This window comes from Micromonospora carbonacea (assembly GCF_014205165.1).
Taxonomy (GTDB): Bacteria; Actinomycetota; Actinomycetes; order Mycobacteriales; family Micromonosporaceae; genus Micromonospora; species Micromonospora carbonacea.
The window spans coordinates 1,137,087-1,152,388 of sequence record NZ_JACHMZ010000001.1; the positions used below are offsets into that span (position 1 = coordinate 1,137,087).

15 protein-coding genes and 1 pseudogene are annotated in these 15,302 nt (G+C 72.7%); 10 read left to right on the forward strand and 6 right to left on the reverse strand.

What is annotated here, in order from left to right:
• Positions 1-27: 27 nt before the first annotated feature.
• A pseudogene (locus tag HDA31_RS05200) lies at positions 28-334 on the forward strand (hypothetical protein); the annotation flags it as partial.
• A gap of 601 nt (positions 335-935) precedes the next feature.
• On the opposite strand, the gene rpsT reads toward HDA31_RS05200, so the two are convergent.
• Together rpsT and HDA31_RS05210 are read right to left on the reverse strand one after the other, a co-directional pair.
• The gene (gene rpsT / locus HDA31_RS05205; protein WP_043966753.1) at positions 936-1,202 is read right to left on the reverse strand and encodes a 30S ribosomal protein S20; all 267 of its coding nucleotides are present in this window, start codon (positions 1,200-1,202) and stop codon (positions 936-938) included.
• Between the two features lie 268 nt (positions 1,203-1,470).
• Positions 1,471-2,463 (reverse strand): phosphotransferase family protein, encoded by a 993-nt coding sequence (locus tag HDA31_RS05210; RefSeq protein WP_246384098.1) that lies wholly within the window; start codon positions 2,461-2,463, stop codon positions 1,471-1,473.
• An 83-nt stretch (positions 2,464-2,546) separates the two neighbouring features.
• On the opposite strand from HDA31_RS05210, the gene HDA31_RS05215 reads away from it, so the two are divergent.
• The 8 genes from HDA31_RS05215 (at position 2,547) to HDA31_RS05250 (ending at position 10,207) form a co-directional block, all read left to right on the forward strand.
• Positions 2,547-3,080, forward strand: a complete 534-nt coding sequence (locus HDA31_RS05215; RefSeq protein ID WP_178066104.1) for a DUF4240 domain-containing protein — start codon at positions 2,547-2,549, stop codon at positions 3,078-3,080.
• A gap of 235 nt (positions 3,081-3,315) precedes the next feature.
• Positions 3,316-5,193, forward strand: coding sequence for a translation elongation factor 4 (gene lepA, locus HDA31_RS05220; protein WP_074474568.1), 1,878 nt, complete (start codon positions 3,316-3,318; stop codon positions 5,191-5,193).
• 136 nt (positions 5,194-5,329) lie between these two features.
• Positions 5,330-5,617 (forward strand): GlsB/YeaQ/YmgE family stress response membrane protein, encoded by a 288-nt coding sequence (locus HDA31_RS05225; RefSeq protein ID WP_043966762.1) that lies wholly within the window; start codon positions 5,330-5,332, stop codon positions 5,615-5,617.
• 207 nt (positions 5,618-5,824) lie between these two features.
• Positions 5,825-6,106, forward strand: a complete 282-nt coding sequence (locus tag HDA31_RS05230) for a GlsB/YeaQ/YmgE family stress response membrane protein (RefSeq protein ID WP_178066103.1) — start codon at positions 5,825-5,827, stop codon at positions 6,104-6,106.
• A 213-nt stretch (positions 6,107-6,319) separates the two neighbouring features.
• Positions 6,320-7,609 (forward strand): sugar ABC transporter substrate-binding protein, encoded by a 1,290-nt coding sequence (locus HDA31_RS05235; protein WP_178066102.1) that lies wholly within the window; start codon positions 6,320-6,322, stop codon positions 7,607-7,609.
• Complete coding sequence (locus HDA31_RS05240) at positions 7,606-8,592, forward strand: carbohydrate ABC transporter permease (protein ID WP_178066101.1); 987 nt, start codon at positions 7,606-7,608, stop codon at positions 8,590-8,592. The genes HDA31_RS05235 and HDA31_RS05240 overlap by 4 nt, the downstream gene beginning before the upstream one ends.
• 11 nt (positions 8,593-8,603) lie before the next feature.
• Complete coding sequence (locus tag HDA31_RS05245) at positions 8,604-9,437, forward strand: carbohydrate ABC transporter permease (RefSeq protein ID WP_074474918.1); 834 nt, start codon at positions 8,604-8,606, stop codon at positions 9,435-9,437.
• A 125-nt stretch (positions 9,438-9,562) separates the two neighbouring features.
• Positions 9,563-10,207, forward strand: a complete 645-nt coding sequence (locus HDA31_RS05250) for an MOSC domain-containing protein (protein ID WP_178066100.1) — start codon at positions 9,563-9,565, stop codon at positions 10,205-10,207.
• Positions 10,208-10,345: 138 nt separating this feature from the next.
• Here the strand turns inward: HDA31_RS05250 and HDA31_RS05255 are convergent, their stop codons facing one another.
• The 3 genes from HDA31_RS05255 to HDA31_RS05265 all read right to left on the reverse strand — a co-directional run bounded on the left by HDA31_RS05255 (position 10,346) and on the right by HDA31_RS05265 (position 13,315).
• On the reverse strand, positions 10,346-11,248 hold the full coding sequence (locus tag HDA31_RS05255) for a phytanoyl-CoA dioxygenase family protein (RefSeq protein ID WP_246384096.1): 903 nt from the start codon (positions 11,246-11,248) through the stop codon (positions 10,346-10,348).
• A gap of 222 nt (positions 11,249-11,470) precedes the next feature.
• Positions 11,471-12,340 carry a hypothetical protein gene (locus HDA31_RS05260; protein WP_178067747.1) on the reverse strand — a complete coding sequence of 290 codons (870 nt, stop codon included), beginning with the start codon at positions 12,338-12,340 and terminating at the stop codon, positions 11,471-11,473.
• A 192-nt stretch (positions 12,341-12,532) separates the two neighbouring features.
• On the reverse strand, positions 12,533-13,315 hold the full coding sequence (locus HDA31_RS05265) for an enoyl-CoA hydratase-related protein (RefSeq protein WP_178067745.1): 783 nt from the start codon (positions 13,313-13,315) through the stop codon (positions 12,533-12,535).
• Positions 13,316-13,334: 19 nt separating this feature from the next.
• On the opposite strand from HDA31_RS05265, the gene hemW reads away from it, so the two are divergent.
• Positions 13,335-14,558 carry a radical SAM family heme chaperone HemW gene (gene hemW / locus HDA31_RS05270; RefSeq protein WP_178066098.1) on the forward strand — a complete coding sequence of 408 codons (1,224 nt, stop codon included), beginning with the start codon at positions 13,335-13,337 and terminating at the stop codon, positions 14,556-14,558.
• 42 nt (positions 14,559-14,600) lie between these two features.
• Here hemW and HDA31_RS05275 read toward each other — a convergent pair whose 3' ends face one another.
• Positions 14,601-15,224 (reverse strand): DUF4870 domain-containing protein, encoded by a 624-nt coding sequence (locus tag HDA31_RS05275; RefSeq protein ID WP_178066097.1) that lies wholly within the window; start codon positions 15,222-15,224, stop codon positions 14,601-14,603.
• Between the last annotated feature and the right edge of the window lie 78 nt (positions 15,225-15,302).

Consider the following 15,302-nt stretch of genomic DNA (forward strand, 5'->3'; position numbering starts at 1 on the left):
CGGCCGGTCCGGGCGGCGTGGGCGACAGTGCCCACCGAGGAGGAGCGCTACCGTCCCCTCTACGCCCGGGCCCTGGGCCTCCGGTTCGTCAACCCCGGCGGGGTGCTCTGCTTCCTCTTCTTCGAGGGGGCCGTCTCGCTGGCCGCCCTGCTCGCCCTGGCCGAGCTGGTGACCTGGTGGGCGGTGCTCGTCCTGCCCGCCGCCGTGGCCGTGATGGTCAAGCTCAACGACATGGTCGCCGAGCTGGTGGTCCGGACGGCCGCCCTGGTGCCCGAGCAGGAGCGGGACCGCTTCCGCCGGCAGTTGGCACCTGTCGTCGGCCGCGCCACGGTGCGGAGCGCGGCGGCAGCGCCGTTCGGCAGCCCGGGTGCCTCTTTCGGCGACCCCGCTGCGTCGGCCCGGAACGTCGGTGTCACCGTGCCCGGTGCCGGCGGCCACGCTGGTGCGGCCGGCGCGGCAGGCGCCCGGGGTCGGGTCGCCATCAGCGGCATGCGGTCCGGCGGACCGCCCGTGACTCCGGGCGTGGGCCCCGACGCTCGGTTCGCCGGCTCCGAGTTCGCCGGCTCCGAGTTCGCCGGCTCCGAGTTCGCCGGGTTCGGGCCGGAACCCTGGGTGGAGGAGACCCGACCCGACCGGTGATCCGACTCCCGGCCCGGGAAACGGGATCCTCCGGAGAGGAGCGATCCTCCAGGACGGGCGATCCTCTGGACGCACGATCCCGCGCTGGGCCGGTGGCGGACTGAGGTGATCGACTCCATGTCGCCGACATGGTGGTATCAGCGCCGCCGGAAGGCCCCATGTCGCCGACATGGCAGTGCCGGCGCCGTCGGGAGGCCCCGCGCGTCGGGAAGGCCCCGCGCCGGGCGGGCCGGCACGCGGAAAGCCGGAAGCCCCGGTGATCCCGGGGCTTCCGGCTCAGGTCCGTGTTCGCCGCGTCAGGCGGAGAGCGAGACCACGCGCTTGGCGATCGCCGACTTGCGGTTGGCCGCCTGGTTGGAGTGGATCACGCCCTTGCTGACCGCCTTGTCCAGCTTGCGCGAGGCATCCCGCATGAGAACGGCAGCCTTCTCGGCGTCGCCAGCCTCAGCGGCCTCGTGGAACTTCCGGATGGCGGTCTTCAGCGACGACTTGACCGACTTGTTACGCAGCCGGCGCTTCTCGTTCTGCCGGTTGCGCTTGATCTGGGACTTGATGTTCGCCACGCGACAGCCTCGTCTTGATAGCTCGGGTTGGTCTGCTTGTGCGCGCGACGAGCATGCGTCATCGCTGCGCGAAGAGCCAGGTTACCAGGTCCGTCGGGACGAGCCAAAACGGCCCTTCGCGCCCCGCCGGACAGGGCGTCGCGGGCGGTCGGGGCCGGGCGGCGCCGTCCCAGCCTGGTGACCGGCGTCGCACGTGGTCAGGCGGTGAGGTCCGGGCCCCGTCCGGTGGAGGCGTCGCACGTGGTCAGGCCGGGAGGTCCGGGCCCCGTCAGGTGGCGAGGTCCCAGCCCTGGCGGGCGGCGAGCCAGCCGAGGGCCTGCTCGCCGCTCCAGCGCTGGTGGGCCCGCAGGTGCGGGGACGCGTCGGTCGGGCCGGCGGCCGCCGAGGTGAGCAGGTACCCCGAGAGCGCGGCGAGGGTGACGTCGAGGGCGTCCGCGGGCGCCCCGGCCGTCGCCGGGTGCCCCGCGAAGCGCGCGTCGGCGTCGAGGCCGCTGGCGTGGGCGGTGATCAGCAGGCTGACCAGGTCGAACCAGGCCGGCCCGTGGCAGAGCCAGTTCCAGTCGCAGAACCAGGCCCGCCCGGCCGGGTCGACGAGCACGTTGTCCAGGCGCAGGTCGCCGTGGGCGAGGCCGCCGCGGGCGGCGTAGTCGGGGAGGCGGGACTCCAGCGCGACCAGGTCGGGCAGCCGCCGCCCCGCCCCGGGCGGCAGGTCCGGGGCCGGCTCCCGGCCGGCGGCCACCTCGCCCCACCAGAGGATGTTTTCCCGGGCCAGGTCGGCCAGCCGGGGCAGGCCGAGCGCGACCAGGCCGGGCGGCGGGTCGGCCAGGGCCGCCGCCACCTCGGCGTAGCCGGCCAGGGTGGCGTCGAGGTCGGCGCGGGCCCAGGGCAGCGTGGGCGTCCGGCCGTCGATGGCGTCCAGGCCGAGGGCGTACCAGCCGGCCGCCGAGACCGTCCAGCGCGGGCGGGGGACCGGCAGGCCGGCGGGGAGCCGGTCGAGCACGGCGGCCTCCCGGGCGTACCAGTCGACGAGGTGACGCTGCTCGGTCAGCGACGCCGCCTTGACGAACACGCGCCGGCCGTCGGCGCCCGCCACCACGGCGGCGAAGCCCCGGGTGAACCCGGCGCCGGCCACCTTCACCACCGACACCGGCGTGCCCAGCCGGGCGGTCACCGCCGCCCGCAGCCCCGCCGGCAGGTCGGCCCAGGAGGGCCGCTGGGCGGTCGCGTCGTACGACACCGGGGGGAGCGCGCTCGGGGTCACCAGCCCATGCTGCCCCACCCCGCCCACTCCCGCCGTACCGTGTCGCCCGCCGGCGTCGGACGGCTCTGCCAGACTGCCTGACCATGAGGACCGACGACTTCTGGCAGTTGATCGACCAGGCCCGGGCCGGCGGGGGCGGCGCGGCCGGCGCGGTCGCCGCCCGGGCGGTCGCGCTGCTGGCCGAGCGCGACGCCGCCGACATCATCGGGTACGCGCGGCACCAGCGCCGGGTGATGGCGGCCTCCTACCGGGCCGAGCTCTGGGGCGCGGCCTACCTGATCAACGGCGGCGCGTCCGACGACGGGTTCGAGTACTTCCGGGGTTGGCTGATGACCCAGGGCCGGCAGGTCTTCGCCCGTGCCGTGGCCGACCCGGACTCGCTGGCCGAGCTGCCGAAGATCCGTCAGGCGGCGCTCACCGGGGAGGAGTTCGAGGCGGAGGCGATGCTGACGGTCGCGGAGGAGGCGTACCGGAAGGCGACCGCCGCCGAGCTGCCGCCGGTGGAGGACGTCCCCTACCCGGAGTTGGGCGAGTTCTGGGACTTCGACGACGAGGACGAGGCCCGCCGCCAGCTGCCGAAGCTCGCCGCCCTGTTCGTGGAGGCCCCGGCGGAGTGAGCCAGGCCCCGACGGAGTGAGCCTCCGGCGGAGTGGGCCAGGGCCACGGAGAGACGAGCAGGGCCCCGGCGGTGCGCGCGGAGCCCCCTGGGAGGCGGGCCGGGGCCTGCGGGGAGTGCCGGGCGGGCGGGCCGCCGGGAGGAGTGATCCGACCGCCCCCGGGGCGACGTGGGAGCATAGAGGGGGCTGGCGTCCGCGCCGGCCCGCTCACGTCAGCCGACCAGAACGGACCGCTGTGCCACCGACGCTCGATTCCGGCGCGAACGCTCCTGGTGCCACCGACCCGGCGCGCATCCGGAACTTCTGCATCATCGCCCACATCGACCATGGGAAGTCGACCCTGGCCGACCGGATGTTGCAGCTCACCGGTGTGGTCGACCCCCGGCAGATGCGCGCGCAGTACCTGGACCGGATGGACATCGAGCGCGAGCGCGGCATCACCATCAAGAGCCAGGCCGTGCGGATGCCGTGGACGATCCGGGAGGGCGACCGGGCCGGCGAGCAGGCCGTCCTCAACATGATCGACACCCCGGGGCACGTCGACTTCACGTACGAGGTGTCCCGGTCCCTGGCCGCCTGCGAGGGCGCGCTGCTGCTGGTCGACGCCGCGCAGGGCATCGAGGCGCAGACCCTGGCGAACCTCTACCTGGCGCTCGAGAACGATCTGAAGATCATTCCGGTGCTCAACAAGATCGACCTGCCGGCCGCCCAGCCCGAGAAGTACGCCGAGGAGCTGGCCCACCTGATCGGCGGCGACCCGGCGGACTGCATCCGGGTCTCCGGCAAGACCGGCGACGGGGTGCCGTACCTGCTCGACGAGATCGTCCGGCAGTTCGTCCCGCCGGTCGGCGACGCCGCCGCGCCCGCCCGCGCGATGATCTTCGACTCGGTGTACGACGTCTACCGGGGCGTGGTCACCTACGTCCGGGTGATCGACGGTCGGATCAGCGCCCGGGACCGGATCAAGATGATGTCGACCGGCGCGGTCCACGAGCTGCTGGAGATCGGCGTCATCTCCCCGGAGATGGTGAAGGCCGACGCGCTCGGCGTCGGCGAGGTGGGTTACCTGATCACCGGCGTGAAGGACGTCCGCCAGTCCCGGGTCGGTGACACCGTCACCATCAACGGCAGGCCCGCGACCCAGGCCCTCGGCGGCTACAAGGACCCGAAGCCGATGGTCTACTCCGGCCTCTACCCGATCGACGGGTCCGACTACCCCAACCTGCGCGAGGCGCTGGACAAGCTCAAGCTCAACGACGCCGCGCTGGACTACGAGCCGGAGACCTCGGGCGCGCTCGGGTTCGGCTTCCGCTGCGGCTTCCTCGGCCTGCTGCATCTGGAGATCATCCGGGAGCGGCTGGAGCGGGAGTACAACCTCGACCTGATCTCCACCGCCCCGAACGTGGTCTACCGGGCCATCACCGAGGACGGCCAGGAACTGGTGGTGACCAACCCGAGCGAGTACCCCACCGGCAGGATCGCCGAGGTGTACGAGCCGGTGGTGCGGGCCACGGTCCTGACCCCGAACGACTACGTCGGCGCGGTCATGGAGCTGTGCCAGGGTCGCCGGGGCAGCCTGCTCGGCATGGACTACCTCTCGGCCGACCGCGTCGAGCTGCGCTACACCCTGCCCCTGGCCGAGATCATCTTCGACTTCTTCGACCAGCTCAAGAGCCGCACCAAGGGCTACGCCTCGCTGGACTACGAGCCCTCCGGCGAGCAGGCGTCCGACCTGGTGAAGGTGGACATCCTGCTGCACGGCGAGCCGGTGGACGCGTTCAGCGCCATCGTGCACAAGGACAAGGCGTACAACTACGGCGTCACCATCGCCGCGAAGCTGCGCAACCTGATCCCGCGCCAGCAGTTCGAGGTGCCGATCCAGGCGGCCATCGGCAGCCGGGTGATCGCCCGGGAGACCATCCGGGCGATCCGCAAGGACGTGCTCGCCAAGTGCTACGGCGGCGACATCAGCCGCAAGCGCAAGCTGCTGGAGAAGCAGAAGGAGGGCAAGAAGCGGATGAAGATGGTGGGCCGGGTCGAGGTCCCCCAGGAGGCGTTCATCGCCGCCCTCTCGTCCGACTCCGGCGACGGCAAGGCCGCCGGCAAGAAGTGAACGGTGTCGCCACTGCGCGACACCGACCCGGCCGGGGCGCGACGCCCCGGCCGGGTTTGGAATTTCGGGCCCCCGGGAACTTAGCGGTCACGACAGCTTCAACACACCGTTGTGACACTTCCTGAGGAGGACGACCGTGGAGCTCACCGTTTGGGGCATCATCACCGCCATCGTCGTTGGTCTCATCGTCGGCGCGCTGGGCCGCCTGGTCGTCCCGGGTCGGCAGAACATGCCGATCTGGCTGCACATGCTGATCGGCATCGGCGCGGCCCTGCTCGGCACCGTGCTCGCCCGGGCGATGGGCATCGCCACCGAGACCGCCGGCGTGGACTGGGGTGAGCTGCTGGTCCAGGTCGTCCTGGCCGCCATCGCCGTGGCCCTGGTCGCCGGGGTGGGCCGCCGCCGCAGCGTCACCCACCGGTAACGACACATCGCTGGCCCGACGGGCGTCCGACCATTCCGGTCGGGCGCCCGTTCGCATTCCGGTCGGTGCCTCCGGCCGGCGGAGGCGCGCCGCGACGACGCCTTGCCAAATACATCCCGCGATGACGGGTTTGAATTTCCGGCGGCCCGGGAACTTGATGGTCGCGACAGTGAACGAGTCTTTCTGAGCTTTCTGAGGAGAACGACCATGACCGTTGTCGGAATCATCACCGCGCTCATCGTCGGTCTGATCGTGGGCGCGCTGGGCCGCCTGGTCGTCCCGGGTCGGCAGAACATGCCGATCTGGCTGCACATGCTGATCGGCGTGGGCGCGGCCCTGCTCGGCACCGTGCTCGCCCGGGCGGTGGGCATCGCCACCGAGACCGCCGGCATCGACTGGGCCGAGCTGCTCGTGCAGGTCGTGGTCGCCGCCATCGCGGTCGCGATCGTGGCCGGGGTGGGCGGTCGCCGCAGCGTCACCCACCGGTAAGCACCCCACGGCACACGAACGGGCGTCCGGCCTCCGGGTCGGACGCCCGTTCGCGTGCGTACGCCCGGCTTTGCCCCGATGTCGGGCTGCCCTCGGCCGCCTGGCCTGCGGTACGGTCGCCTCGCCCCCGCCCGCCCCCTGTCGTAAAGGAATTTTACCTACTAGGGTGCGGCAGAGAAGGTTAGTGCCAGGACGGCGCGAGGGAGATGTGGCGTGAACAGGTGGAAACGGCTGGCCCCGGTCACCGCCGTGGTGGCGTCGGCCGCGATGGTGCTCGCCGGCTGCGGCGGCTCGGGCGACGACGAGGCCGCCGACGGCGGCAAGCTGACCGTCTGGATGATGGGCGAGGGCAGCGAGGCGCAGACGGCGTTCCTCGACGGCGTCGAGGCCGAGTTCCAGAAGAAGCACCCCGACACCGACGTCGTCGTCCAGTACATCCCCTGGCTCGAGGCGCCGAAGAAGTTCCAGGCGGCGCTCGCCGGCGGCGAAGGCCCCGACGTGACCGAGCTCGGCAACACCGAGACCCAGGGCTGGGCCGCCCAGGAGGCGCTCGCCGACGTCACCGCCAAGTTCGCCGCCTGGCCCGAGGGCAAGGACATCCTGCCCGACCTCGTCCGCAACGCCCAGCTCGACGGCAAGCAGTACGGCGTGCCGTGGTACGCCGGCGTCCGCGCCCTCTACTACCGCACCGACTGGTTCGCCGAGGCCGGCGTCAAGCCGCCGACGAACTGGGACGAGCTGGTCGCCGCCGCCAAGGCCGTGCAGGCCAAGAAGCCGGGCACCTACGGCATCGCGCTGCCGGGCAACTCGGAGCTGCCCTTCTACTCCTTCCTCTGGGGCGCGGGCGGCGAGATCGCCACCCGGCAGGGCGACGCCTGGAAGTCCGGCTACACCAGCCCGCCGGCCCAGCAGGCGGTCAAGTTCTGGACCGACCTCGTCACCGTGCACAAGGTCGCCCCGCCCGCCGCCGCCGGGTGGAACGAGATCGACGCCCGCACCCAGTTCGCCACCGGCAAGGCGGCGATGGCCTTCGCCGGCAGCTGGCAGGCCGGCGCCATCAAGAAGGACAACCCCGAGATCGAGAAGGTCTGGGGCACCTTCCCCATCCCCGGCCCGGACGGCAAGCCGGCCCCGGCCTTCGCCGGCGGCTCGGACGTCGCCCTGTGGCAGGACAGCAAGAAGCAGGACCTCGCCTGGGACTACCTGACCGTGCTGCTGAGCAAGCAGAAGGACAAGGAGTTCGCCAGCAGCCTCGGCTTCTTCCCGGTCTACTCCGACCTCGTCGGCGGCGGCGAGTACGCCAACGACAAGATCATGGCCGCGTTCGCCACCTCGTTGCAGAACACCAGGCTGACCCCGCTCACCCCGAAGTGGGTCGAGGTCAGCCGCACCAAGACGGTGACCCAGGCTATGAACAGCTCGGTCATCAAGGGTCAGAAGACGGTCGAACAGGCCACCGCCGACGCGGCCGCCGAGATGGAAAGCATCCTCAACGCGAAGTGACCACGCTGACCCAGGCGCCGGAGACGCCCGCCGAGCGGGAGACCCCCGCGCGGCGGCGTCGCCGGGTCGACCGCCTGCCCTACCTGCTGCTCCTGCCCTGCCTGGCGATCATCGGCGTCCTGCTGCTGTGGCCGCTCGGCCAGGTCGTGGCGATGTCCTTCTTCCGGCTCGACAACGTCCGGCAACTGCGCGGCGACCGGGACTGGCCATGGGTCGGGCTCGGCAACTACGCCGAGATCCTCGGCGACCCGTTCTTCCACACCGTGCTGCGCAACACGGTGCTCTTCGCCGCGGCCAACGTCGCCCTCACGATGGTCCTCGGCACGCTGGTCGGGCTGCTGCTCAACCGGCTCGGCCGGCGGATGGCCACCTTCGTCGCGAGTTGCGTGATGCTGGCCTGGGCCACCCCGGCGCTGACCGGCACCATCGTGTGGAAGTGGCTGTTCGACGACACCTCGGGCCTGGTGACCTGGCTGTTCAACGCCCTGCCCGACGGGCTGTCGAACGCGCTGTTCGGCCGCGCCGACTGGACCGGGTACGGCTGGTTCAACTCGCCGCTGATGTTCTTCTCGATCCTCACCCTCGTGGTGGTCTGGCACTCGTTCCCATTCATCGCGGTGAGCGTGCTGGCGGGGCTCAAGAGCGTGCCGAGCGAGCTGCACGAGGCCGCCCGGGTCGACGGGGCCGGCCCGTGGAGGGTCTTCTGGAAGATCACCTTCCCGCTGCTGCGGCCCGTCTTCGGCATCCTCGTGGTGCTCTCCACGATCTGGGACTTCAAGGTGTTCACCCAGCAGTTCGTGCTGGCCGGCGGCACCCAGGACCGGCCGACGTTCATGCTGTCGATCTACTCGTACGCCGAGGCGTTCTCCCCGCCCCCCAAGTACGGCCTCGGCGCGGCGATCGCCGTCATCCTCACGCTGATCCTGCTGGTGGTTACCGGCCTCTACGTGCGGATGGTGCTCAAGCAGGAGGAGGACGCGTGAAGCGCGGCGCGGTGGTGAAGCGGATCGCCCTCAACGGGGCGGGCCTGCTGGTGGCGCTCTTCGCGGCGTTCCCCGTCTACTGGATGATCGCGACGTCGCTCAAGCCCAACCGGGAGATCTTCTCGGCCACGCCCCGGCCGGTGCCGACCGCGCCGACGCTGGAGCACTACCGGGAGATCCTCACCGGCAACCTCATCCCCGGCGTGACGTTCCTGGACTTCTTCCTCAACTCCGTGCTCGTGGCGGTGTCGACCGTGGTGCTCAGCGGCCTCGTCGCGCTGCTCGCCGCGACGGCGGTGGCCCGGTTCCGGTTCAAGCTGCGCACCAGCTTCCTGATCATGCTGCTGGTGGTGCAGATGATCCCGCTGGAGGCGCTGGTCATCCCGCTGTTCCTGATGATCCAGCGGCTGGGCCTCTACAACACGCTGCCCAGCCTCGTCCTGACGTACCTCGGGTTCTCGCTGCCGTTCGCGGTCTGGATGCTGCGCGGGTTCGTGGCCGCGGTGCCCAAGGAACTGGAGGAGGCCGCGGCGATCGACGGCGCGAGCCGCGCCCAGACCTTCCGCCGCGTCCTGTTCCCGCTGGTCGCGCCGGGCCTGGTGGCCACCAGCATCTTCTCCTTCATCACCGCCTGGAACGAGCTGATCTTCGCGCTGACCTTCGTCAACGACCAGGACCGCTACACCCTGCCGGTGGCGATGACGTTCTTCTTCGGCCGCGACGACACCGCCTGGGGGCCGGTGATGGCCGCCTCGACGCTGTTCACCCTGCCGGTGATCGTCTTCTTCCTGCTGGTGCAACGCCGGATGGTCTCCGGCCTGGTGGCGGGCGCCGTCAAGGGCTGAGGTGCAAGGAAGGGCCCCTTGTTAACGCATTCTGTCGAGAAGGGTCCCCTTCTCACACCCCGTCGGGCAGCCGGGCCGCGTCGGGCGGGGATCGGCGGGCCGCGATGCCGCCGTAGGCTGTCGCCATGACGGGCAGGCTGGTGACGGTGAACCTCGGCGCGGCGACCGAGGCGGAGTGGGCGGGCGACGCGAGCGGCCGCAGCGGCATCGACAAGCGGCCTGCGGGCGGGCCGGTGCTGCTGCGCGTCGACGGGGTGGCCGGCGACTTCATCGGCGAGCGGGCCCACCACGGCGGGCCCGACCAGACGGTCTACGCGTACGCCGAGGAGGACGCCGCGTGGTGGGCGGTCGAGCTGGGCCGCGACATCCCGCCGGGGGCCTTCGGCGAGAACCTGACGACGTACGCGGTGGACGTGACCGGCGCGGTCGTCGGCGAGCGGTGGCAGATCGGGTCGGCCCTGCTGGAGGTGACCAAGCCGCGCACGCCGTGCCGGACGTTCGCCGGGTTCTGGGGCGTGCCGGATCTGATCAAGCGGTTCACGGCGCGCGCCGCCCCCGGGGCGTACCTGCGGGTGCTGCGGGAGGGCGAGGTCGGCGCGGGCGACCCGGTGGAGGTGGTGGAGCGGCCGGAGCACGGCGTGACCGTCGGCGAGGTGTTCCGGGCGAGCACGCTCGAACCGGAGCTGCTGCCCCGGCTGCTCGACGTGCCCGAGCTGCCCGAGTCGCTGCGGCGGAAGGTCGAACGCAGGCTCGCCATGCCCGACGCCTGAGGGGCCCCGGCGGCCCCAGGGGCGCCGCGCCCGAGCGCCGATCGCCGCGCCCGCCCCGCCGCCGATCGCCGTGCCCAGGCGTTAACAAGGGCCCCCTGCTATGCGGAATGCGTTAACAGGGGGCCCTTCCTTACACCGTCAGCGGAGCCAGGGGATGCTGCGGTCGAGCAGGCCGCGCTCCTTGAGCTCCTTGCGCAGCGGGATCTCGTCGTCGATGTACCCGTTCCAGTTGATGCCCCAGTAGTTGGCGGTGTGGGTGCCCTCGCCGCAGAGCTGGCGCTGCACCGGCGTGCGGTTGGCCCACCACTCGCCGTCGGCGTCGATGTGCAGCTCGTCCAGCGGGCGGATCCACCGGTAGGTGTAGCCGACGAAGAGCATCTTGCGGGTGATGTTCGACAGGTTCGTCGACCGGGAGTGCCACTGGCGGCGGTCGAAGATGAACGCGTCGCCCGGGTTCGCGGTGATCTCCACCGTGCCCTCCGGGTCCGGGTTGTGCACCGTCAGGTCCGCCGGGCGGGGCAGCGAGTTCCACAGGTGGCTGCCCGGGATCACCTTGGTCGCGCCGCGGCCGGTCTCCGACAGGTCGGAGAGCACGTACGCCACCTTCAGCGAGAACATCGGCCGGGGCAGGTTCGGGTCCATCGTCTCCGGGTCGGAGTTCTGCCGGTAGCCGTCCTGGTGCCACCCCCAGTACGGCTTCTCCGGCTCCAGCGCCGGCGGGGTGACGTCGAGGTGGTTGTGGTGGGTGTAGATGTTCCACCCGGCCAGGCCCCACATGTACGGGAAGGCGATCGGGTGGGTCAGCAGCTGGCCGAAGAGCTCGTCGCGCTCCAGGAAGCCCAGCAGGTGCAGGGTGCCGTCCTTGGTGGTGTTGCCCTTGGCCTTCTCCTCCGCGTACACGCGGTCGACGGCCTCCTCCAGGGCGGCCCGGTGGTCCTCCGTCAGCACGTTCCGCAGCAGGAGGAAGCCCTGCTCGTGGAACTCCTTGCGGTCGGTGTCGCTGATCGGTTCGTAGCCGGTCCGGCCGTCGTAATCGAACACCGCGTAGTACCCCTCCCCATGAGGTGAAACCATTTCTGGCACAGGACGCCGATGCTACTGCGCCCCTTCGGGGGGGTGCGGAGCGCGCCCGACGGTGTGGGGGAGTGCTCGGACCGTTGGCACCCGCTTGGGTGCGGAGAGTGAGAATGGGTGTTTGTTCGGCGGCTTTCGCCGGATATGGAGGATTGTGCGGTAACCGTCGGTGTGGAGAATCGCGACCGCTCAGGCGTCGGCGAAGACCTCGGCGAGCACCTCGCCGTCGTTCGCCGTCGCGTCGCCCACCCGGCCCCAGGTGCCGGCCTTCGCGGTCCACTCCAGGCCGGCGAAGCGCACCCGCTTCACCCCGTGGTCGGAGGCGTGCGAGACCAGCCAGTGCGCGTACCGCCAGCCGTCGCGCCGGTCGTCGGCCGGCACCGCGACGCCGGTCAGCTCGGCCGGGGACGCCGCCTCCGGCAGCCCCCAGTCCAGGCGTAGGCCCCGGGTCAGCGCGGCGGTGGCGGCCGCGCCCCGCATCACCGGCGTCGCGCCGACCGTGCAGGCCACCGCGCCGGTCGCCTCGCCGAGCAGCGCCCGCGTCAGCACCTCCGACTCGTCCGCCCACTTCTGGTACGCCTCGGGGAACGCCGAGCGCTGCACCTTCTGCGCGGCGTCGGTGACCCGCATCTTCTCCCAGCCGCGTACCCGCTTGAGCGCGGCGTAGAACTTCCGGGTCGCGTACCGGGGGTCGGCGATCTGCGCCTCGGTGCCCCAGCCCTGGCTCGGCCGCTGCTGGAACAGGCCCAGCGAGTCCCGGTCGCCGCCGGAGAGGTTGCGCAGCCCGGACTCCTGGTAGGCCGTCGCGAGGGCGACCACCACGGCCCGCTCGGGCATCTTCCGCTGGACGCCGATGGCGGCGATCGTGGCGGCGTTGGCCATCTGGTCGGCGTCCAGGCGCACCTGGCCGTCGGCCTGCACCGTGCAGGTGCGGCTGGTCAGGGACAGCGGCAGGCGTAGCTGCCCGCCGGCCTGCCGGACGACGAGCCAGATCCCCACCACGGCGATCACGGCGACGACGACACCGGTCGCGACGACTGCCCGACTTCGCACCCGCACCCCCTGTTCGACGGCGTTCGCCAAGAGTACGTCCCCGCCGCCGCCGTCCGACCCGTCCGACCGGTTCGCTCCGTTCCGTGGCGGGTCGGCCGCGATGCGTGTCCGCCTTCCCGGTGCCCCGGCCCGGAAACCGCAGCCGGCCCAGGAGCCGATCTGCCGGCCCGGGAGCGGAGCCGGCCGGCCCGGGGCCGGTCAGTCCGTCGGCACCCAGCTCGCGTCGCGCTTCTCGCGGAACGCGAGCACCCCCTCGCGCCCCTCGTCGGAGAGGAAGAACCCGGTCGACAGGGCGGCCAGCTCGGAGACCCCGGCCCGCAGGTCGGCCGCCGGGGGGCGGCGCAGCAGCGCCTTCGCCCCGGCCAGCGCGTTCGGCGCGCCCCGCACCAGCGAGGCGCAGGCCCGCGCCACCGCCGCGTCCAGCGCGTCCGCCGGCACCGCCGAGGTGACCAGCCCGATCTCGGCGGCCCGCCGCCCGTCGAAGGTGTCGCCGGTGAGGTACAGCTCGGCGGCGGCCCGGGGCGTCAGCCGGGGCAGCACGGTCGCCGAGATCACCGCCGGGATCACCCCGATCCGCACCTCGGTGAACGCGAACGTCGCCTCCTGCGCGCAGATCGCCAGGTCGGCCGCCGCGATCAGGCCCAGCCCGCCGGCCCGCGCCGGCCCGGCCACCCGGGCCACCACCGGCTTCGGGCACTCCCAGACCGCCGCGAGCACGTCGCCGAGCATCCCGGCCGGGACCGTGCCGCTGGCGTACGCGGCGGCGGTCTCCTTCAGGTCCGCGCCGGAGCAGAAGACGGGGCCGGCGTGGTCGAGCACCACCACCCGGACCGTGTCGTCGGCCACGGCGGCGGCCAGCCCGGCCAGCAGCTCGGTCATCAGCGGCGTGGAGAGCGCGTTGCGGTTGTGCGGGCTGTCCAGGGTGAGGGTGGTCACCCCACGGGCCGTGGCGACCCGCACGAGCGCGGCGGTGGAGGTCATGCCGGGCACACTAGTGGCCATGCCCGGCGTCCTTCCAGAAGGCGAGCCCGTCCCGGCCGACGGCTCGCTGCCCGCCACCGCGACCCGCGCCGTCGGCGCGCGCGGCTTCGGCGTGTACGTGCACGTGCCGTTCTGCGCCAGCCGCTGCGGCTACTGCGACTTCAACACCTACACCGCCGACGAGCTGGGCGGCGGGGCGAGCCGCGAGGGGTACGCCGACACGGTGCTCGCCGAGCTGACGCTGGCCGCCCGGGTGCTCGGCGACGCCCCGCCGCCGAGGGTCGACACCGTGTTCGTCGGCGGCGGCACGCCCACCCTGCTGCCCGCCGACGACCTGGCCCGCATCCTCGACGGCATCGACGGCGCCTGGGGGCTGGCCGCCGACGCGGAGGTGACCACCGAGGCCAACCCCGAGTCGGTGACGCCGGAGTCGCTGAAGACCCTGCGGGCCGCCGGGTACACCCGGATCTCGCTGGGCATGCAGTCGGCCGCGCCGGGGGTGCTGGCGATCCTCGACCGCCGGCACCGCGCCGGTCGGGCCACCGAGGCCGCCCGGGAGGCCCGCGACGCCGGGTTCGACCACGTCAACCTCGATTTGATCTACGGTACGCCGGGGGAGAGCGCCGACGACTTCGCCGCGTCCCTGGCGCAGGTGGTGGCCGCCGGGGTGGACCACGTCAGCGCGTACGCCCTGATCGTGGAGGACGGCACCCGGCTGGCCGCGCGGATGCGGCGCGGCGAGCTGCCGTACCCCTCCGACGACGTGGCGGCGGACCGCTACCTGGCCGCGGAGTCCGCCCTCGACGCGGCCGGTTTCTCCTGGTACGAGGTGTCCAACTGGGCCCGCACGCCGGCCGGCCGGTGCCGGCACAACCTGCTCTACTGGAACGGCGGCGACTGGTGGGGCCTCGGGCCGGGGGCGCACAGCCACGTCGACGGGGTGCGCTGGTGGAACGTCAAGCACCCGGCCGCGTACGCGAAGCGCCTCACGGCGGGGGAGTCGCCCGGCCTGGCCCGGGAGGTGCTCACGCCCGACGAGGCCCACACGGAGGACGTGATGCTGCGGCTGCGGCTCGCCTCGGGGCTGCCGCTGGCCGTGCTGGACGACGCGGGCCGCGCCGGGGCCCGGCGGGCGCTAGCCGACGGCCTGCTCGACCCGGCCGGGCACGCGGAGGGCCGGGCGGTGCTCACGCTGCGCGGCCGGCTGCTGGCCGACGCGGTCGTGCGCGACCTGCTGCCCTGACGGGGGTGGCCCCGACCGGCCGGGGGAGCGGCCGGTCGAGGGTCACTTGATCAGGTTGACGGTCATCGGGTAGCGGTAGGGGCTGCCCTCGTTCGCCTTGATGCCGGCGACGATGCCGAAGATGATGCCCACGATCATCGCGCCGAACCCGATCAGGAGCCCCACCAGGATGCAGGTGAGGATCCAGCCGATCAGGGCGATGACCGACCAGAGGAGCTGGAAGTTCAGCGCCGCCACCGCGTGTGCGCGGACCGTCGGCGACTGGTTGCCCCGGGCGAGCAGGGCGATCAGCGGCGCGAGCCAGCCGAGCACGCCGCCGCCGAGGAACATCCCCGCCGCGCCGCCGAAGTGGGCCACCAGGACCCAGGTCTTGTCCTCGTTGTTGGCGTAGCCGCCGGAGGGCGGGCCGTACGCGCCGCCGGTCGGGTAGCCGCCACCGGGCGGGGGGAAGCCGCCCGCCCCGGGCGGCGGGTAGCCGGCCGACGGCGGCTGGTCGCCGGTGGGCGGCGGATAGCCACCGGGCGGGGGATAGCCGCCCGCCCCGGGCGCGCCGGACAGTGGTGCGGTGGGCTCGTGCCCCGGCGAGCCGTACGGTGCCGACGGGTTCGGCTCCGGCGGGTAGCCGCCGGGGTCGCCCGATCCGGGAGGGCGAGGTGGTTCAGTCATGCACGTCACGGTAGGGGTTGCGGGCAAGTCGGCACCAGTGCGACACCAGCTCGGCGGGGCGGATCTTCGGCCCGCGTG